This is a genomic window from Mesorhizobium sp. LSHC412B00 (assembly GCF_000503035.1).
Lineage (GTDB): Bacteria > Pseudomonadota > Alphaproteobacteria > Rhizobiales > Rhizobiaceae > Mesorhizobium.
Map to the genome: position 1 here is coordinate 303404 of NZ_AYWB01000004.1, position 19903 is coordinate 323306.

Genomic DNA, 19903 nt, shown 5'->3' on the forward strand with positions numbered 1-19903 from the left:
TCCTCACTCTGTTGGTTCGACCTTATGGTCGTTTTTTGCTTGTTGTTACCAAAGGGATATTGACCGGAAGGCAAAGCGGTAAGCAAGACGGAATGCGACATGCCGTGGCGTAAATCGTGCGTCGCAACTGGACCAGTCGGGTGGACGCTCAGAGCAGGTCGCGCGGGATCGTCTCTTCGAAATCGCGTTCGAAAACCAGCGTTTCGCCCTCATAGGCTTCGATTCTGGCGCTGACGATGAAGTTTTGCGCATCGCAGCGCATTTCAGCCGACGTCTCGGTGCGCACCGACCACCCGTTTCGCGACAAGGTCTGCGTCCAGTGCGTGCGACCCGAGGCAGACAGCGGCTCGTCGGGGTGGATCGTCCAGCTCTCGCGGGCAATGCTGCCATTGGCCAGTCCATGCGCGAGATCGCGCACTTCGCCGAAATCATCCGTGATCGAGAGCGTGACGATGCCGGTCTTCTCATCGCGATCGACGTGACGCTCGGAATTCGCTGCACGAACTGTCGCGGTTGCCCAGGGTGTTGCGCCTTCGGGAGACTGGAACGAGGTCTCGTCGGCTTTTGCGAGCGGGCGCAGCGGCAGCCTCAGCGTCGCCGCTGAAAGGTCGAGCCGCACCGGCTCCGGCGACGGCCAGATCATCGGCCAGTAAGCATTGGAAACCGCGATGCGCAGGCGGTGTCCGGCCGGCACGCGGTAGGCGCACTGGTCGAGAATAACGCGCGCCGAAACCGTTTCGCCCGGCACCAGCGCTTGCGGCTGTTCGTGCGAAGAACGATGCGTCAGGTTGAGCACGCCGTAGGAGATCAGTTCCGAGGCGCCGTCGGGGTGCACGTCGCACAGCCGCACCGCGATGTTCGCCTGCGGGCGATCGGACGACACCCGGATGAGAAGCTCCGGCGCGCCGACGATGTCGAGTGCCTCGGCAAGCACAGGCTGATCGAAGCAGACGGACAGCGCGTCGTCCGGGCGCTGGTCGCCCGGCAGTTCCGGGCCAAAGGTGAAGGGAAAATATTCGCCGCCGGCGAGCCCGCAGCTTTGCGGGGTCGCCACGATCGCCGGCCTGACGCCGTCAGCAATGAGTTCGATCGCCCCGACCTTGATGTTGGGAGACGGCCATTCCTGTTCGGCCACCCAACGGCCCGGCCGCTCCGGGTGCCAGCGCGCCGGCCGCACACTGTCCATGACATAGGCGCGGTAGTCCGGGTCGGCCTCCACGCCGGTCTCGACGCCCTTCAACCAGCTGTCCCACCAGCGCAACGCCTCCTGCTGGAAGCCGATGGCGGGTTTGGGTTCGGCATAATGCGGGTATTTGTGGATCCATGGCCCGACAATGCCCTTCACCGGCGCCTGGATGCTGGTGACCAGATGCGAAATCGTGTTGCGGTAGCCGTCATGCCAGCCGCCGATCGACAGCACGGCGGCTTTGACCGCGGAGAAATCCTCGCAGATCGAACCGCGTTTCCAATAGGCGTCGCGATGCTGATGGCTGAGCCAGAGCGGCAGAAGGAAAGACTGGTTCTCCAGGCGCGTCAGCCAGAGGTCGCGCCAGCGGTTGTCGCCAGCAATCAGCGGATCCGGCGGTCGCGACGAATAGGACAACATGGTCGAGGCCCAGCCGAAATTTTCCGTCAAAAGGCAGCCGCCCTTGTAGTGGATGTCGTCGGCGTAGCGGTCGACGGTCGAGCACAGGCTGATCACCGCCTTCAGCGCCGGCGGCTGCTTGGCCGCCACCTGCAGGCAGTTGAAGCCGCCCCAGGAAATGCCCATCATGCCGACACTGCCATTGCACCAGGGCTGTGCTGCCGCCCAGGCAATCACATCGCAGGCGTCCTGCAATTCCTGCTCGGAATATTCGTCGTCCATCAGCCCTTCGGAATCGCCATTGCCGCGCATGTCGACGCGGATCGAGGCGTAGCCGTGGCCGGCAAAATAGGGATGCGTCAGTTGATCGCGAAAGATGGTGCCGTCGCGCTTGCGATAGGGCAGGTGCTCAAGGATTGCCGGCACCGGATCCTCGCTCGCATCGTCCGGCATCCACACCCGCGCCGACAGCCGGCAACCATCCGGCATGACGATGCCCATATCGGGGAATTCGATGACCTTGCGGGGAAATTCGGTGATGGTTTTCATGCGATGCTCCAGGATGTCAGTGACGCATGAAGCGGGCATGTCATGAAGTCAAACGGGCGACGGCCGGTGTCGCCGCGACGACGCCACGATATGTAGCCCGATTGTTTTGCCCTGATGTTGCAGGATTATAATTAATGTATTACATTTATTAACTGAACCCAACGTGATGAGGATTTCGCCTGAAAATCGTTTGGGATGAGCCAAAGCGCGTGACGAACCTGGACAGCCGGGGTCTCGATTTTGCCGAACTCGATATTGAGTTTTTTTGCGACTTCAACCGTCCTTCCAGCCAAGGCCGACCGGTTCAAGGCGATTGGCGAATTCGGAGAGATCATCCTGGCCGTGATTTTCAAGCCGCTTGGTTCGGAGGCGATTTCGGTGATCTCGATGCGCCGTGCCAGCCGAAAGGAAAGGTCAGTATATGAACAATCCTAAATCGCGTGTTCGACCGCTTACCGATGCGGAGGAAGGGGAAATTCAAAGACAAATTGTTGATGATCCCGACGATGCGGAGACGACAGACGAACAGTTGGCGCAAGCCAGGCCTTTCGCGGAAGTGTTTCCAGAACTTTTCGAGAGCATAAGGCGTACTCGTGGCCGGCCAGCCGTGGAGAAGCCTAAGCAAGTCGTGTCCATCCGTCTGGATCAGGATGTCATCAGTAAATTCAAGGCGACCGGCAAGGGCTGGCAGGCCAGGATCAACGAGGTGCTGAAAAACGCGAAGGTAGGCTAGGCAATCCGCGTCAGTTCAGCGGAATGTCGTTTTCGGCCTTGCGCGCCTGATAAGCGCCGGACAGTTCGTCGTAGCGGGCAGAAATATTGCCGATCCTTGCCTCAAGCCGGCCGCGCTCGGCCTCGGGCAGCGCCCGCACCAGCCTGCGAATGGAAAAACTCTTCCAATAAGCGTTCTCGGCATTGTAGCCGCCGGGATCAAGAGTGAAGACCTCTTTCAGGATTTTCAGATCGTGCGGGATCGCAAAGCTGTCGCGTGAATCCTCGTGGCTGAAGAGGTAGTAGAAATTGTCGAAGCCGGTCCAGGTGATCGCCGACAGGCAGAGCGAGCAGGGCTCATGCGTGGCGATGAAGATGGCGTCCTTGGTGTCGACGCGCTCGGCTTTCGGCATTTCATAGAAACGCTTCAGGCAGTGCACCTCGCCATGCCAGAGCGGATTTTCCATCTCGTTGTTGGTTTCGGCCAGCACCAGCGAGCGGTCGCCCTTCCGCAGGATGGCGGCGCCGAACAGCTTGTTCCCATGGGCCACGCCCTCTGCCGTTTTCGGCACGATGTCGTGCTCGATGACATCGAGCAGGCGGTCGATCAGCGATATGTCGGTCATTTCTCAGGTCTCGTTGGGGAGATGGATTTCGTAGGGGTGCGAGAAATGGAACTCTTCGAGGTTGGAGCCGTCACCGCCGCGGTCGACGATGACGAAATCCTGCGCTTCGCCGAGCGGCGTCAGCACGCCGTGCCAGAGATTGCGCGGATAGTTGACGCCTTGCCCGGGTGCGGTGATGAAGGCGTGCGGCTCGCCCGGACCGTCCTTGCCGTCATGGCAGACGACGACCAGGAAAGGCCGCGGCGACAGCGGGATGAACGCCTGGCTGCCCAAGGGATGGCGCTCGACCATGGTCAGCTTCAGCGGCAGATCGTAAGGCGTGCCGCGCGCCATCGAGATCAGCACGCGGGCATTCGGTCCCGCGGCTTCAGCGGTGGCGAGATTGTGGTAGCGCTCGGTCTTGCCGCCATTGATCGGGTAGTGATTGCCGCCGCCCATGTCGATGACATCGCCGAAGCCGGCAAAGCTTTCGCGGGTCAGCGGCCGCGCTGTGATGCGGGTCACCGCGCGCGACCGCCAATGCCCGCCCCGCCGAGCTTGGCGTGCCGGTTGACGTCCTTGTAAAGGAGATAGCGGAATTTGCCTGGGCCGCCCGCGTAGCAGGCCTGCGGGCAGAAGGCGCGCAGCCACATGAAGTCGCCGGCCTCGACCTCGACCCAATCCTGGTTGAGGCGGTAGACCGCCTTGCCTTCCAAGACATAGAGCCCGTGCTCCATGACATGCGTCTCGGCAAATGGGATGACGGCGCCAGGCTCGAGCGTAACGATGGTGACATGCATGTCGTGGCGCATGTCGGCTGGATCGACGAAACGGGTCGTCGCCCAGCGACCCTCGGTGCCGGGCATCGGCGTCGGCGCCATTTGCTGGTCACTGCTGAACAAGACTTCCGGCGCGTCGATGCCGTCGACGGCCTCATAGGCCTTCCTGATCCAGTGGAAGCGTACGGCGTCGCGACCTTCGTTGCGCACCGTCCAGCCGCTGTCCGGCGGCAGGAAGGCAAAACCGCCGGCTTGCAGCACGTGCTTCTTGCCGGCCAGCGAAACGGTCAACTCGCCCTCAACCACGAACAGCACGCCCTCGGCGCCGGCGTCCGGCTCGGGCCGGTCGCTGCCGCCGCCGGGCAGGACCTCGACGATGTACTGCGAAAATGTCTCGGCGAAACCCGAAAGCGGCCTGGCGATGATCCAGGCCCTGGTCTCGTCCCAGAACGGCAGTGGGCTGGTGACGATGTCCTGCATCACTCCCTTCGGTATGACGGCATAGGCCTCGGTGAAGACGGCGCGGCCGGTCAAAAGCTCAGTTTGGCCGGGATGGCCGCCATGCGGTGCATAATAGGTTTTCTGGTCAGTCTTGATCATATCCATTGGGTCCTGACCCCTCAGTCATTTCATTAGAGCGGGAGCATGTCTTTCAGGCGGAGCAGCGCGATGCGCTCGACCTGTTTGCAGGCGGTATCGAGTTCGACGCCACGGCTGTTGCCGATGCGCGCCTCGAACTCGGCGAGGATTTCCTCCTTGGTCTTGCCCCGCACCGCGATGATGAAGGGAAAGCCGAAGGTGGTGACGTAAGCGGCGTTGAGCTTAGAAAACAGCTCGCGCTCCTTGTCGGTCAGCGCGTCGAGGCCGGCGGAGGCCTGCTCGCGTGTGGATTCCGCAGTGAGGCGTCTCGCTTTGGCCAGTTTGCCAGCGAGATCGGGATGGGCGTTGAGGACGCCGATCCGCTCGGTTTCGCTGGCGGCGCGGAAGACGCGGCAGAGCGCATTGTGCAGGCCGCCGGCGCTGTCATGCGCCGGCCCAAGCTCCAGCTCATAGGCACGTTCGGCGATCCAGGGCGAATGTTCGAACACGCCGCCGAAAGTGTCGACGAAGGTCTCGAACGCCATCTTCGACGGCTTGAGCGCCGCCGGCTGGTAGGGGTGGTTCTCCTGCCAGTGCCTAGCGATATCGATGCGCCGTGCCAGCCAGACCTTGTCGTGCGATCTGACATAGTCGACGAAGCGCTTCAGCGCCGCCACCCGCCCGGGACGTCCGACGAGGCGGCAATGCAGGCCGATATTCATCATCCGCGGCCGGCCCGCTTTGCCCTCGGCATAGAGCGTGTCGAAACTGTCCTTCAAATAGGCGAAGAACTGGTCGCCGGAATTGAATCCCTGCGGCGTGGCGAAACGCATGTCGTTGGCATCGAGCGTGTAGGGGATGACGAGTTGCGCGCCGCCGCTGTGCTCGAACCAGTAGGGCAGTTCGTCGTCATAAGTGTCCGACACATAGTCGAAGCCGCCCTCTTCGGCCACCAACCGCACCGTATTGACCGAGGTGCGGCCGGTGTACCAGCCGGTCGGCCGTTGGCCTGTCACCTCGTAGTGCAGCTTGATCGCCGCTTCGAGGTCGCGGCGCTCGTCCTCGGCGCTGTGGTCGCGGTAGTCGATCCATTTCAGCCCGTGCGAGGCCATTTCCCAGCCGGCCTCCTGCATCGCCGCCACCTGGTCGGGCGACCGGGCTAATGCTGAGGCGACCCCGTAGCAGGTCACCGGCACTTGCGCCTCGCTGAACAGGCGCAGCAGCCGCCAGAAGCCTGCCCGCGCGCCATATTCGTAGATCGATTCCATGTTCCAGTGGCGCTGGCCGACCCAGGGCGCGGCGCCGACGATTTCCGACAGGAAGGCTTCCGAGGCCTTGTCGCCGTGCAGCACGCAGTTCTCGCCGCCTTCCTCGTAGTTGACGACGAATTGGACGGCCACATGCGCACCGCCCGGCCATCTCGGATCCGGCGGATTGGCTCCGTAGCCGCGCATGTCTCTAGAGTAACGCATTGCCCCTCCCCGCCGGACGCTGCCGGAAGTTGTGATCAGGATAGTCGAAAGGGTTGCTCGCGCATTCCCCCGAAATTTTTGAAAGTGTTTTTGTGCCACTCCGCTCGACCGGGACTTATGCATCGCCTTTAATTGGCGCACAATTCACTGCTTTGTTCGGCTGTATCGGAAATGGGAGGCGCCAGTGGCAGAAACGTCGAAAGCCGATGGCGGACGTCTGACGACGCATGTGCTCGACACCGCGACCGGCAAGCCGGCGGCGGGCCTGTCGATCGCGCTTTATCATCTTGAGAGCGACGCGCGGATACATTTGAAGACCGTCGTCACAAATGCCGACGGCCGCTGCGATGCGCCGCTGCTGGCAGGAGCGGAGTTCCGCCTTGGCGAATACGAACTGGTCTTCGCCGCCGGTGACTATCTACGCGGCCAGGGCACCAAACTGCCGGAACCGGCCTTCCTCGACAGCGTGCCGATCCGCTTCGGCATGGCAGAATCCGTGCATTATCACGTGCCGTTGCTTATCTCTCCCTATGGCTACTCGACCTACAGGGGGAGCTGACGCATGGCCAAGATCACCATACGCAACGAGATCCGCTTCATCCTCAATGGCAGGGATGTCGCGCTGTCGTCGGTGGCGCCCGACGCGACCTTGCTCGACTGGCTGCGGCTCGACCGCTCGCTGCGCGGCACCAAGGAAGGCTGCGCCGAGGGCGATTGCGGCGCCTGCACGGTCCTGGTCGGAAAATTGTCCGCCGGCAAGCTGGTTTATGAAAGCGTCAACGCCTGCATCCGTTTCCTCGGTTCGCTCGACGGCACCCATGTCGTCACCGTCGAGCATCTGCGCGGCGCGCCTGGCCAATTGCATCCGGTGCAGCAGGCGATGGTCGATTTCCACGCTTCGCAATGCGGCTTCTGCACGCCGGGCTTCGTCATGTCGCTCTACGGCTTGTGGATGAAGTCGCCGGACCCGTCGAATGCGGCGATCGAGAAGGCCTTGCAAGGCAATCTTTGCCGCTGCACCGGCTATGAGGCAATCATGCGCGCCGCGCGTGCCATCTCCAGCTACGGCAAGGCGGCGAAGGATCCGCTGGCGGCCGAGCGCAAGGCGATCACGGCCAGGCTCGAGGCTATGCATGACGGTGCCCGCGTCGAAATCGGCGCCGGCAAGCTGAGGTTGGTCGTCCCGGCCAACGCCGATGATTTCGCCGCTGTACTGGATAAGGAACCCGACGCCACTGTTGTCGCCGGCTCGACCGACGTCGGCCTGTGGGTCACCAAGCACATGCGCGACATCTCACCGGTAGTCTTCATCGGCAATCTCGAGGGGCTGTGCGCGATCTCCGAAGACAATGACGTCATCACCATCGGAGCCGGCGTCACCTACACCGACGCCTTCGCGACACTGGCCAAGCGCATCCCCGCGCTCGGGGCATTGTTCGACCGCATCGGCGGCGAACAGGTACGAAACATGGGCACCATCGGCGGCAACATCGCCAATGGCTCGCCGATCGGCGACACGCCGCCGCCCCTGATCGCGCTTGGTGCGCAACTGACGCTGCGCCGCGGCAAGAAGCGGCGCACCATCGCGCTCGAGGATTTCTTCATCGCCTATGGCAAGCAGGACCGGCAGCCAGGCGAATTCGTCGAGGCCGTGCACGTTCCCGTGCCGGCCAAGGGCACGAAGTTTGCCGTCTACAAGATCACCAAGCGCCGCGACGAGGACATCACCGCAGCCCTTGGCGCCTTTTTCCTCGACTTGGCCGAGGACGGAACCGTGGCCGATATATGCATCGCCTATGGCGGCATGGCGGCCACCCCGAAGCGGGCTTTCGGTGTCGAAAAAGCGCTGCTCGGCAAGCCGTGGACGGAGACAACGGTGGAAGCCGCCATGGCTGAATATGCCGGCGATTTCACCCCGCTGACCGATATGCGGGCATCGGCCGAATACCGGGCGCTGGCGGCCAGGAACCTGCTGCTGCGCTTTTTTGCCGAAACCAGCGGCAGCAAGGCGCCGTTCCAGGTGTCACGCAACGAGGCGGCCTGATGAACAAGCACGCCTCTCCAGATCTCAAGGCGCAGAAGATTTCCGGTGGCGTCGCCGCCGACCAGCGCCACGATTCCGCGCACAAGCATGTCAGCGGCAGCGCGGTCTATATCGACGATATGCCGGAACCGGCGGGCATGCTGCATGGCTGCCTCGGCCTGTCCACGGCGACGCATGCGACGATCAGCAAAATGGATCTGTCGGCGGTGCGCGCGGCGCCGGGCGTCGTCGATGTGCTGACGGCCAAGGACGTTCCGGGCGAAAATGACATTTCGCCGACCGGTCGACACGACGAGCCGGTGCTGGCCGACGGCAAGGTGCAGTTTTATGGTCAGCCGATCTTCTGCGTTATTGCCAAGACGCGCGAACAGGCGCGCCGCGCCACCCGGCTGGCCAAGGTCGAATACAGTCCATTGCCTTTCGTCACCGACATTGGCGATCTCGACCCCCGCAAGGACAAGCTGGTCACGCCGCCGCTCACGCTGAAGCGTGGCGATGCCGCTGCCGCGATCAAGGCGGCGCCGCGCCGGCTGAAGGGCAAGATGCGCATCGGCGGCCAGGAGCATTTCTATCTCGAAGGCCATATCGCAGTGGCCATTCCTGGCGAGGACCAGGACGTCACCATCTATTCCTCGACCCAGCATCCGAGCGAAGTCCAGCATATGGTCAGCCATGCGCTGGGCGTGCCGAGCAACGCCATCACAGTGGAAATCCGCCGCATGGGTGGCGGCTTCGGCGGGAAGGAGACGCAAGGCAACCAGTTTGCGGCATTGGCTGCGATCGCCGCCAAGAAACACCATCGCGCGGTCAAGATCCGGCCCGACCGTGACGACGACATGATTGCCACCGGCAAGCGCCATGACTTCCTCGTCGACTACGAAGTAGGTTTCGACGACGCCGGCAACATTCTTGGCGTCGACTTCATGTTCGCGGCGCGTTGCGGCTTTTCATCGGACCTGTCCGGCCCGGTCACCGACCGCGCGCTGTTCCATTGCGACAACACCTATTTCTGGCCGGCGGTGCATGCGCAATCGGCGCCGCTTTACACCAACACCGTGTCGAACACGGCGTTTCGCGGCTTCGGCGGCCCGCAAGGCATGGTCGGCGCCGAACGCGTCATCGACGAGGTTGCCTTTGCCGTCGGCAAGGACCCGCTCGAAATCCGCAAGCAGAATTTTTATGGCACCAGTGGTGATAAAGACGGGGGCCGCAACGTCACCCCGTATCACCAGACGGTCGAGGACAACATCATCCACCGCATCGTCGCCGAGCTGGAGGCGAGCGCCGACTATGCGGGGCGCCGCCGCATCATCCAGGCCTTCAACGCCAACAGCCGCTTCATCAAGCGCGGCCTGGCGCTGACGCCGGTCAAATTCGGCATCTCTTTCACGGCCACCCACTACAACCAGGCCGGCGCGCTGGTGCATGTCTATACCGACGGTTCGGTGCATCTGAATCACGGCGGCACCGAGATGGGGCAAGGCCTCTACGTCAAGGTGGCGCAGGTGGTGGCGGAAGAGTTCCAGATCGACCTCGACCAGGTCAAGATCACCGCGACGACCACCGGCAAGGTGCCCAACACTTCGGCCACCGCGGCGTCGTCCGGCACCGACCTCAACGGCATGGCGGCGCAGAACGGCGCCCGCCAGATCAAGGAACGGCTGACCGACTTCGCCGCCGAAAAATACCAGGTGCCGCGCGAGCAGGTGCTTTTCCTGCCCAACCGGGTGCGCATCGGCAACCAGGAGATCGCCTTCACCGACCTTGTCAAGCAGGCCTATATGGCCCGCATCCAACTGTCGGCGGCGGGTTTTTACAAGACGCCGAAAATCCACTGGAACCGTGACAAGGGCGAGGGCCGTCCGTTCTATTATTTCGCCTATGGCGCCTCGTGCTCGGAAGTCTCGGTCGACACGCTGACCGGCGAATATGTCGTCGAGCGCACCGACATATTGCATGAAACCGGCCGCTCGCTGAACCGCGCCATCGATCTCGGCCAGATCGAGGGCGGCTTCATCCAGGGCATGGGCTGGCTGACGACGGAGGAGCTGTGGTGGGACGACAAGGGCCGGCTGCGCACGCATGCGCCGTCGACCTACAAGATCCCGCTCGCGTCCGACCGGCCGAAGATATTCAACGTCACGCTGGCCGACTGGCCGGAGGCCAACGAGCCGACGGTGCACCGTTCCAAGGCGGTCGGCGAACCGCCCTTCCCGCTCGGCATGTCTGTGCTGCATGCGCTGTCGGACGCGGTGGCAAGTGTGGCCGATCATAAGGTCTGTCCGCGTCTCGACGCTCCTGCAACACCAGAACGGGTGCTGATGGCGATCGAACGGTTGAAGGGTGAAGCCGAGAATAGCGCCTGACTCTGACCTGGATTCTGGCAAAACGTGCAATTCAGACTGAAAAACTCTATATTTCCCGTACGGGAATGCGAAATATGAACTCGAAAGTGCAAAGCCTCAGAGCTTTTCTCGCCAGCGCCGGCCGGCTTGCTCTGGTCGAAGTGGCCGGCACCAAAGGCTCGACTCCGCGCGAGAAGGGCGCCTTCATGCTCGTATCGCAGGCGGCGATTTTTGGCACGATCGGCGGCGGTCAGCTCGAGTACATGGCGATCGACAAGGCGAGGCAGATGGTGGGGTCTTCACCCTCCCCCNCCCCGTTTCGCGGACGCCGCCACGCGGCGTCCGCTCACCGACCCTCCCCACAAGGGGGAGGGTAAAGAAGCCCGCATCGGCTTCGACGAAGTCTGCGCCACGCTTGACGTGCCGCTAGGTCCCGAGATCGGCCAGTGCTGCGGCGGGCGCGTCGAAGTCTTGATCCGTATCGTCGATGCCGCGCTTACTGCCGAGCTGATTGCGGCCGCAGAAGCCGAGGAAGCCCACCTGCCGCATGTCTATATGTTCGGCGGCGGCCATGTCGGCCAGGCGCTGGCCGCGACGGTAGCACTTCTTCCCGTGCATGGCGTCGTCATTGAGACGCGGGCCGAAGCGCTGGAAGACATGCCGGAGACGGTTGAGAGGCGGCTGACGCCGATGCCCGAGGCCGAGGTGCGAAACGCTCCCGCCGGCACCGCCTTCGCCATCCTCACCCACGACCATGCGCTGGATTTCCTCATCGTCGCCGAGGCGCTGAAGCGCGACGACGCGGCCTATGTCGGCATGATCGGCTCGAAAACCAAGAGAGCGACGTTCAGGAACTGGTTCCTGAAATCGGCGGATGGCACGGAGGCTGAGTTGGCCCGCCTCGTCTCCCCGATCGGCGGCGACGCCGTCAGGGACAAGCGCCCGCCGGTGATCGCGGCGCTCGCGGCAGCCGAGATCATGACGGCACTGGTCGTTCACAACACCGCGCCGAATGCCGACCATGAAGTCCAGCACAAGATGATGCCCGGCTAAGCTTCGGCGCGGCTAAGCAGGCCGCTTCAGGCCAAGATGATCTCGCAAGGTGCTGCCTTCGTATTCCCGACGGAACAGTCCGCGCCGCTGCAGTTCCGGCACCACGAGTTCGCAAAAGGCATCGAGCTCGCCGGGGAAGTATGACGGCATGACGTTGAAGCCGTCCGCGCCGCCGCCCTCGAACCGCGCCTGCAATTCGTCAGCGATCTGCACCGGCGTGCCGACGATACGCCAATGGCCACGTGCGCCGGCGAAATGGCGCGCAAGCTGGCGGATCGACAGGCCGTCGCGGCGCGATTGTTCGATGACCAGCGCCTGGCGGCTTTTCATGCCCTCGGTCTCCGGCAGTTCGGGCAGCGGTCCGTCGATCGGATAGCTCCCGAGATCGGAGATGCTGAGATAGCTGGACAGCAGCGCCACGCCGACATCGTCCGGGATCAGCGCCTGCAATTCCTCCTGTTTCTCCCGCGCTTCGGCCTCGGTGTCTGCCACCACCGGGGAGACGCCGGGCATGATCTTGATGTCGTCGGGTTCTCGCCCATAGGCCGCCATACGGCCCTTGAGGTCGTCGTAAAAGGCCTTGGCTTCCTCGAGGGTCTGCGCCGCCGTGAACACGACGTCGGCCGTGCGTGCGGCAAGGTCGCGGCCGACATCCGAGGCGCCGGCCTGCACCATCACCGGCGCGCCCTGCGGCGAGCGCGGCAGGTCGAGCGGGTCGCGCACCGAAAAGCTCTGGCCGTTGTGGCCGTGAAAGCCACTGCCTTGCCAAAGTCCTGATACCACCTCGGCGAATTCGCGCGCCCGCTCGTAGCGGTCGGCATGGGGTTTCAGGCCCGTCGCGCCGAAATTGGCGGCTTCGATGGGGCTGGCCGACGTCACCAGGTTCCAGCCAGCCCGGCCACCACTCAGATGATCGAGCGACAGAAAGGTGCGCGCCAGACCGTAGGGCTCGTTGTAGCTGGTCGACGCCGTCGAAACGAGGCCGATGCCGCTGGTCTGCACGGCGAGCGCGGACAGCAGGCTGATCGGCTCGAAGCCGATCGAGCGTGAGGTCTGGCTGGCGATGCCGACATTGGCTTCGCGCAGACCGGCGGCGTCCTCGCAGAACACCATGTCGAACTTCGCCGCTTCCGCCGTGCGCGCCAGCTGGATGTAATGATCGATGTCGATGCCTGCCGTAACATGCGCCTTGGGGTGACGCCAGGCGGCGATGTGGTGGCCCGTCGCCCACAGGAAGGCGCCAAGCTTCATCTGGCGGGTCATTGCGCTCCTCCGGCAAGTCTGAGATGCGAGCGCAAGGTGGTGCCGGGATAATCCGGGCGGACGAGGCTGCGGCGCTGCAATTCCGGCAGCACGCGGCCGATGAAACCGTCAATCGCGGCAGGCGGTATTGCGATGTTGAACCCGTCGCAGCTTTGCGAGCTGAACAATGTTTCGAGCGCGTTGGCAGCGAGATCTGCGCCAACGTTCAGCAGCAGCTTGACCGCACCCGGATCGCGTCCGCAGGCCACAACGCGGCGCTTGAGATCGTCATGGCGCGCCTTGGCGTCCTCTGTGGGTCTGTCCAGCAGGACGACATCGGCGGTGCGGACGGCGATATCCAGGTCGGCCTCGGACAGGCCGGACAGCACCAGCACCGGCGTATCCTGCGGCGAGCGCGCGACGTTCAGCGGCCCGCGCACGGAGAAAAATGCGCCTTTGTGGTCGAGCAGGTGCATTTTTTCGGGATCGTGGAAGCGACCGCCGGCCTTGTCGAACAGCAGCGCGTCGGCATCCCAGCCCTGCCACAGGCGCTGAACGATGCCGATGTATTCCTGCGTGCGGCGGCGGAACACATCGTCGGAAAATCCATCCGGCCGGCTGAAATTGGCGGCTTCCCCTGGCGCCTGCGCCATGGTCGCGTGCCAGCCGGCGCGGCCATGGCTGATGATGTCGAGCGAAGCAAAACGGCGCGCCAGATTGTACGGCTGGTGAGCGACCGTCGAGGCTGCAGCGACAAGGCCGATCCGACTTGTCACCGTGGCCAGCGCCGCCAGCAAGGTCGTCGCTTCGAAAGAACTCGACCCGGCGCTGTTCGGCGCGGAATCATCGAGGACAATCATGTCCAGCCCAGCCGCTTCCGCTTGCTTGGCAAAGCCGGCCAGGTCGCTGAACCCGAGCGGCTGCCCGGAAGTAATGTTGAGCGAAACGGCAAGATGCATTGTGGCTTGCTGGTCAGTCGGCATGGGACCATCGATCATAGGGCAGCGTATGCGAACCTAAGGTCACCTGCTTGTAAGACAACCCTGGCGACTGGGCCAACAGCCCCTCACTTGCCGGCCAGCAAATCCTTGATCAGCCGCTGGCAACGCTCGGCCATGAAGTCGAGCAACAGCCGCACCTTTGGATCCTGCAGCTTCTTGTGCGGATAGACGGCGGCGAACTGCACCGGCGTTGGCGGCGTGCTGGCCAGGATGACCTGCAGCCGCCGGTCGCGGATGAAGGGTTCGACCTCGAAGCGCGGCTTGTTGATGATGCCGCGGCCCGACAGCGCCCAGCCGGTCAGCACATCGCCATCGTCGGTGTCGTAGGGGCCGTGCACCTCGAATTTCTGCGGGCCGGACGGCGTCTGCAGCGTCCAGACATATTCGCGCGCCCCGGAATAGCGCAGCATCAGGCAGTCGTGCTTCTTGCCGATCAGCTCCTGTGGCTCCACCGGCTCGCCGCGCGCTTCGAGATATTTCGGTGCCGCCACCAGCACGCGTTCACATTCCATGATGCCGCGCATCCGCAGGCTGGAATCCTCGATGATGCCGAGCTTGAAGGCGACGTCGATGCCTTCCTTCATGATGTCGATATTGTGGTCGGAGAGCCTCAGCCGCACCTCGATATCGGGGTATTTGTCGTGGAAATCCGGAATGCCCGACGCCACCAGCCGCCGTCCAAGGCCGAGCGGGGCGGTCACCTTGATGGTGCCGCGCGGCTGGCCGGAAAGCGCCGAGACCGCGGCTTCCGCCTCGGTGATCGCCTCCAGCACCTGCTTGGCGCCGGAGTAGAACACCGTGCCATGCTCCGTCGGCATCAATTGCCGTGTGGTGCGGTTGAACAGCCGCACGCCGAGGTGTTTTTCCAGCTCCTTGATGCGGTTGGAGGCGACCGCCGGCGAAATGCGCATGTCGCGGCCCGCCGCCGAGAGATTGCCAAGCTCGACGACGCGGACGAAGACGGCGATGTTGTCGAGATAGGCCATTGGTGGCTCTTTATGTGGCGGCGTACGTGGTCAGCCTAGTATTTTCCATTTTTTTTTGAAAGTCATCGTACACCTCGCCTCTTTTCGTTTGCGCCCCACACCGTAAAGTCAGCCGATCGGCAGGGACGATTTCACATGATGGATTTCGCGATTTTCTGGGACTGGCTGAGTTTCGCCGTGCGCTGGCTGCACGTCGTCACCGGCATCGCCTGGATCGGCTCGTCCTTCTATTTCGTCGCGCTCGACCTTGGCCTGCGCCAGCGCCCCGGCATGCCGGTCGGCGCATTCGGCGAGGAATGGCAGGTGCATGGCGGCGGCTTCTACCACGTCCAGAAATATCTGGTGGCGCCGGCCGAAATGCCGGAACACCTGACCTGGTTCAAGTGGGAATCCTACGCCACCTGGCTGTCCGGCTTCGCCATGCTGTGCGTGGTCTACTATGCCGGCGCCGACCTGTTCCTGATCGACCCCAATGTTCTGTCCATGTCGGTTCCCGTGGGCATCCTGCTGTCGATGGCGACGATCGGCGTCGGCTGGGTTGTCTACGATCTGCTCTGCCGGTCGCCGCTCGGCAAAAGTGACACCGGACTGATGCTGGTGCTCTATGGCGTTCTGGTGTTCATCGCCTGGGGTCTGACGCATCTGTTCACCGGCCGCGCCGCTTTCCTGCATCTCGGCGCCATCACCGCCACTATCATGTCGGCCAATGTCTTCATGGTGATTATTCCAAACCAGAAGATCGTCGTCGCCGACCTGATTGCCGGCCGAAAGCCCGACCCGAAATACGGCAAGATCGCCAAGCAGCGCTCGCTGCACAACAACTACCTGACGCTGCCCGTGCTGTTCCTGATGCTGTCGAACCACTATCCGCTGGCGTTTGCGACGGAGTTCAACTGGGTCATCGCCTCGCTGGTGTTCATCATCGGCGTCTTGATCCGGCACTATTTCAACACCGTGCATAAGCGTGCCGGCAACCCCCACTGGACCTGGATGGCGGCTGCGGTGCTGTTCGTCATCATCATGTGGCTGTCGACAGCGCCGAAAATACTGACCGGCGAGCCCAAGGCATCCGCCGCGGCCGAAGTCTATATCGCCTCGTCGCATTTCCCGGCGGTGCGCGACACCGTGCTTGGCCGCTGCTCGATGTGCCATACGGCCGAGCCGGTCTATGAAGGCATCTACCATGCGCCGAAGGGCGTGATGCTCGACACCGACGCCGGCATTGCCGAGCATGCGCGTGAAATCTATTTGCAGGCCGGGCGCAGCCACGCCATGCCGCCCGCCAACGTCACCCAGATCAGCGACAAGGAACGGGCGCTGCTGGTCGCCTGGTTCGAAGGCGCAGGGAAATAGGGATGACCTCCACACTTCTGCGCGGCCGCACGCTAAGCTTCTTGCGCTGGCCCGAAGCCATCGACGACCATGCCGCCTGGCGCTATGAGGAGGATGGCGGCCTGCTGATCCGCGACGGCCGGATCGTTGCCGCAGGCAGCTACACGGAAGTCGAAAAGCAAGCGGGCGACGGTGCGAAAAGGATCGATCATCGGCCGCATCTGCTGCTGCCCGGCTTCATCGATGCGCATGCGCATTTCCCGCAGATGCAGGTCATTGCCTCCTACGGCGCCGAACTGCTCGACTGGCTGAACACCTACACCTTTCCCGAAGAGACCAAATTCGCCAACGCCCAGCATGGCCGCCGCATCGCCCGGCTGTTCCTGGACGAGATGGTGCGCCACGGCACGACGACGGTCGCCGCCTACTGCTCGGTGCACAAGGCGTCTGCCGAAGCGTTCTTTGCCGAATCGCATGCGCGCGGCATGCTCAACATTGCCGGCAAGGTGATGATGGATCGAAACGCGCCGGTAGGCGTGCTCGACACGCCGCAATCCGGCTATGACGATACGAAGGCACTGATTGCGGAATGGCACGGCAAGGGCCGCCAGCTTTATGCGATCACGCCGCGCTTCGCCATCACCTCTTCGCCCGAACAGTTGGAGATGTCGGGCGCGCTCTGCCGCGAGCATCCCGATCTGCATATGCAGACGCATCTGTCGGAAAACCACGCCGAAATCGCCTTCACGCAAAAACTCTATCCGCAGGCGCGCGACTACACCGATGTCTACGAGCAGTATGGCCTGCTGGGGCCAAAGAGCCTGTTCGGCCACTGCATCCATCTCTTGGAACGCGAGGCCGATGCGCTGTCGGACAGCGGCTCGGTGGCGGTGTTCTGCCCGACCTCGAACCTGTTCCTCGGCTCCGGCCTGTTCGATTACCAGCGCTTTCGGCGCCGCGACAAGCCGCTGCGCATCGCCGCGGCCAGCGATGTCGGCGGCGGCACCAACTATTCGATGCTGCGCACCATGGACGAGGGCTACAAGGTGATCGCGCTGACTGGCGAAAAGCTGAACCCGTTCCAGTCCTTCTGGCAATTAACACGTGGCAATGCCGAGGCGCTGTCTATGGCGGACAAGGTCGGCACGCTGGATGAAGGCACCGATGCCGACATCACCGTGCTCGACGCCCGCGCCACGCCGGCGATGCGGCTGAGGATGGCGACTGTGGAGACGCTGGCGGAGGAGCTGTTCCTGCTGCAGACGCTGGGCGACGACCGTGCCGTGCGCGAGGTCTATGTCGCGGGGCGGCCGGCCAAGAGTGATATGATCGCGGGTTAGGACTCATCATCCGCGCGGGACAAGATGATGATTGCGCCTGGTTGCCAAGAGGTTCCCCCACTCCGTCGCCGCTTCGCGGCGCCACCTATCCCCCTCCGGAGGGAGAGGAAGGGAGCCTTTGCTTCGGAGGACGGGCGCCGGTTCGGACAGCTTTGCGCCCTTCCTCTACCCCGTCGATCGGGGGAGAGGTGTCGAGAGAAGCTCGACGGAGTGGGGGGGCGATCCTGGCGGGGCAAGACCACCACCGCGACGAGACCTTGACCGGGCGGAGCTTGTCGTACACACGATTTGTGACGATTTCGGAGAACAAAAATGGCCGCCGCAGACGACATCGCTCTGATCCAGAAACAGGAAGAGACGCTGGTCTTCCCGGCCTTCGACGAGGCCGTCGCGTTCAAGGTCGGCGCGGCGATCCGCGAGCGGGCGCTGGCCGAAAAGCTGCCCATCATCATCGATATCAGGCTGTGGGATCGGCCGCTGTTTTATGCCGCGATGCCCGGTTCAAACGCCTCCAACCCCGACTGGGCACGACGCAAGATCAATGTGGTCAAGCGCTACCTCAGGAGCACCTATCGTCTGGTGCTGGAACAGCAGCGACCGGACCGCACCTTCAAGGTCGGCGAGGGGCTGGATATTGCTGATTACGTACTGGCCGGCGGCGGGTTTCCGGTGACTGTAAAGGGTGCCGGCGTCATCGGCGTCATCGCCGTCTCCGGCCTGCCGGAACGCCAGGATCATGGCGTCGTCGTCGATGCACTGTGCGATCATCTCGGCGTCGATCGGACACAATTGGCGCTGCCGCCGGAAGGTAAATCGTGACGTTGGCGCTGCCCCTCATCCGCCTGCCGGCACCTTCTCCCCGTATAGTGACGGGGAGAAAGGACAAGCTCGAGCGCTGGCGATCCCCTCTCCCCGTCTTTCACGGGGTGAGGGTGAGGGGCAGCGCCAACGTTTGCTCATTTTGAAAACCGCCAGTTACGGCCAAGGATAACCGTGCTCGATCCCAAATCCTTTCTCATCTCGATCTTCAATGCCGCTGTTGCCGCTGCCGATCCTGAACGGACCATCAGGGATCATCTGCCGGCCAGGCCCAAGGGCCGCACCATCGTCATCGGCGCCGGCAAGGGCTCGGCGCAGATGGCGGCGGCATTCGAGAAGGTGTGGGATGGCCCGATCGAAGGGCTGGTCGTCACCCGCTACGGCTATGGCGCCAGATGCGAGCGCATCGAAATCATCGAGGCGGCACATCCGGTGCCGGACGCTGCCGGTCTTGAGGCGTCGCGGCGCCTGCTCGAAAAGGTGCAAGGGCTGACTGCGGACGACCTGGTAGTGGCGCTGATATCGGGCGGAGGATCGGCGCTGCTGCCGTCGCCTGCCGCCGGCCTGACGCTCGCCGACGAAATCGCCGTCAACGAGGCGCTGCTTGCCTCCGGCGCGCCGATCGCGGCGATGAACACAATCCGCAAGCATCTCTCGACCATCAAGGGCGGCCGGCTGGCAGCTGCCGCCTGGCCGGCCAAACTGGTATCACTGGTTGTCTCTGACATTCCCGGCGACAACCCGGCGCTGGTGGCCTCCGGCCCGACCGTGCCCGACTCCGGCAACCGCGCCGATGCGCTGGCCTCGATAGCGGCCTACGGCATGAAACTGCCCGACGCCGTCATGGCGCACATCAACTCGCCAGAGGCCGATGCGCCAGATCTGGATGACCAGCGCTTTTCACGCAATGAAGTGCACCTGATCGCCTCGGCTGGCGTGTCGCTGGAAGCGGCAGCCGCTGAGGCAAAACGGCAGGGCATCGAAGCCGTCATCCTCTCCGATTCCATCGAGGGCGAGGCGCGCGAGGTCGGTGGCGTGCATGCAGCCATTGCGCGCGAAGTGGCGACGCGCAACCGGCCGTTCAAAAAGCCGGTGCTGATCCTGTCCGGCGGCGAGACGACCGTGACCTTGCGGGCCCCTGTTGACGGAAAAAGGGGCAAGGGCGGCCGCAACTCCGAATTCCTGCTCGCCTTTGCCATCGGCATCAGCGGCGCGGAAGGTATTCATGCACTGGCCGCCGATACCGACGGCATCGATGGCTCGGAAGACAATGCCGGCGCCTTTGCCGATGGCTCGACTGTCTCGCGCATGCGTGCCGCCGGCATCGACGCCAAGGCGATGCTGGCCGGCAACAATGCCTGGACGGCGTTCAACGCGATCGGCGATCTGTTCGTGCCGGGGCCGACGGGTACGAATGTGAACGATCTGAGGGCAATCCTAATCAGTTAATCTGGCCGTGGC

Annotated in this window: 18 protein-coding genes and 1 pseudogene; 11 read left to right on the forward strand and 8 right to left on the reverse strand. The window is 63.4% G+C overall.

What is annotated here, in order from left to right:
- Window positions 1–148: 148 nt before the first annotated feature.
- Window positions 149–2134, reverse strand: a complete 1986-nt coding sequence (locus tag X757_RS154455; RefSeq protein WP_023725920.1) for a CocE/NonD family hydrolase — start codon at window positions 2132–2134, stop codon at window positions 149–151.
- Window positions 2135–2313: 179 nt separating this feature from the next.
- On the opposite strand from X757_RS154455, the pseudogene X757_RS01000000164690 reads away from it, so the two are divergent.
- Together X757_RS01000000164690 and X757_RS154450 are read left to right on the forward strand one after the other, a co-directional pair.
- Window positions 2314–2569, forward strand: a pseudogene (locus tag X757_RS01000000164690) (BrnT family toxin).
- Window positions 2556–2867, forward strand: a complete 312-nt coding sequence (locus tag X757_RS154450) for a BrnA antitoxin family protein (RefSeq protein WP_023725921.1) — start codon at window positions 2556–2558, stop codon at window positions 2865–2867. Before X757_RS01000000164690 ends, X757_RS154450 begins: the two are co-directional and overlap by 14 nt.
- A gap of 10 nt (window positions 2868–2877) precedes the next feature.
- On the opposite strand, the gene X757_RS154445 is transcribed toward X757_RS154450, so the two are convergent.
- The 4 genes from X757_RS154445 to puuE are packed head-to-tail and all read right to left on the reverse strand — an operon-like array spanning window position 2878 to window position 6280.
- A complete protein-coding gene (locus X757_RS154445; RefSeq protein ID WP_023683488.1) occupies window positions 2878–3471 on the reverse strand; it encodes a nucleoside deaminase in 594 nt (197 codons plus the stop codon).
- Window positions 3472–3474: 3 nt separating this feature from the next.
- Window positions 3475–3975, reverse strand: coding sequence for an ureidoglycolate lyase (locus X757_RS154440; RefSeq protein ID WP_023725922.1), 501 nt, complete (start codon window positions 3973–3975; stop codon window positions 3475–3477).
- On the reverse strand, window positions 3972–4829 hold the full coding sequence (locus X757_RS154435; protein ID WP_373420145.1) for a bifunctional allantoicase/(S)-ureidoglycine aminohydrolase: 858 nt from the start codon (window positions 4827–4829) through the stop codon (window positions 3972–3974). Before X757_RS154435 ends, X757_RS154440 begins: the two co-directional genes overlap by 4 nt.
- A 32-nt stretch (window positions 4830–4861) precedes the next feature.
- Entirely contained in the window at window positions 4862–6280 is a 1419-nt protein-coding gene (gene puuE, locus X757_RS154430) for an allantoinase PuuE (RefSeq protein ID WP_023725923.1), read from the reverse strand.
- Between the two features lie 184 nt (window positions 6281–6464).
- Here puuE and uraH point away from each other — a divergent pair, with 184 nt between their 5' ends.
- From uraH to xdhC, 5 genes are all read left to right on the forward strand, one after another.
- The gene (gene uraH / locus X757_RS154425; protein ID WP_023694734.1) at window positions 6465–6839 is read left to right on the forward strand and encodes a hydroxyisourate hydrolase; all 375 of its coding nucleotides are present in this window, start codon (window positions 6465–6467) and stop codon (window positions 6837–6839) included.
- A gap of 3 nt (window positions 6840–6842) precedes the next feature.
- The gene (gene xdhA, locus X757_RS154420; RefSeq protein ID WP_023725924.1) at window positions 6843–8324 is read left to right on the forward strand and encodes a xanthine dehydrogenase small subunit; all 1482 of its coding nucleotides are present in this window, start codon (window positions 6843–6845) and stop codon (window positions 8322–8324) included.
- On the forward strand, window positions 8324–10690 hold the full coding sequence (xdhB, locus tag X757_RS154415; RefSeq protein ID WP_023725925.1) for a xanthine dehydrogenase molybdopterin binding subunit: 2367 nt from the start codon (window positions 8324–8326) through the stop codon (window positions 10688–10690). Before xdhA ends, xdhB begins: the two co-directional genes overlap by 1 nt.
- Window positions 10691–10764: 74 nt before the next feature.
- On the forward strand, window positions 10765–11046 hold the full coding sequence (locus tag X757_RS1000000169675; RefSeq protein ID WP_373432829.1) for an XdhC family protein: 282 nt from the start codon (window positions 10765–10767) through the stop codon (window positions 11044–11046).
- 43 nt (window positions 11047–11089) lie between these two features.
- Window positions 11090–11722 carry a xanthine dehydrogenase accessory protein XdhC gene (gene xdhC / locus X757_RS1000000165720; protein WP_373432830.1) on the forward strand — a complete coding sequence of 211 codons (633 nt, stop codon included), beginning with the start codon at window positions 11090–11092 and terminating at the stop codon, window positions 11720–11722.
- Between the two features lie 12 nt (window positions 11723–11734).
- Here xdhC and X757_RS154410 read toward each other — a convergent pair whose 3' ends face one another.
- The 3 genes from X757_RS154410 to X757_RS154400 form a co-directional block, all read right to left on the reverse strand.
- Window positions 11735–12985, reverse strand: a complete 1251-nt coding sequence (locus X757_RS154410; RefSeq protein ID WP_023725926.1) for an LLM class flavin-dependent oxidoreductase — start codon at window positions 12983–12985, stop codon at window positions 11735–11737.
- Window positions 12982–13923, reverse strand: coding sequence for an LLM class flavin-dependent oxidoreductase (locus X757_RS154405; protein WP_023725927.1), 942 nt, complete (start codon window positions 13921–13923; stop codon window positions 12982–12984). The genes X757_RS154410 and X757_RS154405 overlap by 4 nt, the downstream gene beginning before the upstream one ends.
- Window positions 13924–14030: 107 nt before the next feature.
- A complete protein-coding gene (locus tag X757_RS154400; protein ID WP_023671373.1) occupies window positions 14031–14951 on the reverse strand; it encodes a LysR family transcriptional regulator in 921 nt (306 codons plus the stop codon).
- 135 nt (window positions 14952–15086) lie between these two features.
- Here X757_RS154400 and X757_RS154395 point away from each other — a divergent pair, with 135 nt between their 5' ends.
- The 4 genes from X757_RS154395 to X757_RS154380 all read left to right on the forward strand — a co-directional run bounded on the left by X757_RS154395 (window position 15087) and on the right by X757_RS154380 (window position 19891).
- Complete coding sequence (locus X757_RS154395; protein WP_023671372.1) at window positions 15087–16304, forward strand: urate hydroxylase PuuD; 1218 nt, start codon at window positions 15087–15089, stop codon at window positions 16302–16304.
- 2 nt (window positions 16305–16306) lie between these two features.
- Window positions 16307–17623 carry a guanine deaminase gene (gene guaD / locus X757_RS154390; RefSeq protein ID WP_023671371.1) on the forward strand — a complete coding sequence of 439 codons (1317 nt, stop codon included), beginning with the start codon at window positions 16307–16309 and terminating at the stop codon, window positions 17621–17623.
- Window positions 17624–17935: 312 nt separating this feature from the next.
- Window positions 17936–18442, forward strand: a complete 507-nt coding sequence (locus X757_RS154385) for a heme-degrading domain-containing protein (RefSeq protein ID WP_023671370.1) — start codon at window positions 17936–17938, stop codon at window positions 18440–18442.
- 168 nt (window positions 18443–18610) lie between these two features.
- Window positions 18611–19891 (forward strand): glycerate kinase, encoded by a 1281-nt coding sequence (locus tag X757_RS154380; protein ID WP_023671369.1) that lies wholly within the window; start codon window positions 18611–18613, stop codon window positions 19889–19891.
- The last annotated feature ends 12 nt before the right edge of the window (window positions 19892–19903 follow it).